We start from the raw sequence: 423 nt of genomic DNA on the forward strand, positions 1-423 counted from the left end.
GCACTTTTGGCGAAAATAAACACATTTCCCAAACTCCAAAAACAAATTAAATCCTGGTTAAAGGCAGGTGTAATGGATGGGAAAAACCTATTTCCAACTTCAGAGGGTACGCCACAGGGCGGGGTGATATCGCCGCTACTAGCTAATATTGCCTTACATGGGATGGAAATAAGACTCATGGAATTTGCCAAAACACTAGACATCCGAAATCCAAAAGGAAATCAATTGAGTTGGCAAACCAAGGTAAAGTCGCTGAGTTTCATAAGATACGCTGACGACTTTGTAGTCATACACGAAGATATAAACGTGGTGACTCAATGCCAAAAGATAATATCCGAATGGCTCAAAGGAATGGGACTGGAATTAAAACCCAGTCAAACAAAAACAACCCACACCCTCAATGAGTACAACGGAAATGTAGGG

General features: G+C 41.4%; 1 protein-coding gene. It reads left to right on the forward strand.

The window, feature by feature from the left end; all coding sequences use genetic code 11:
- The coding region (locus MiSe_RS49910) for a reverse transcriptase/maturase family protein (RefSeq protein WP_226595053.1) at window positions 1-423 on the forward strand (423 nt) is incomplete at both ends.

The organism is Microseira wollei NIES-4236 (assembly GCF_020521235.1).
GTDB classification, from domain to species: Bacteria; Cyanobacteriota; Cyanobacteriia; order Cyanobacteriales; family Aerosakkonemataceae; genus Microseira; species Microseira wollei.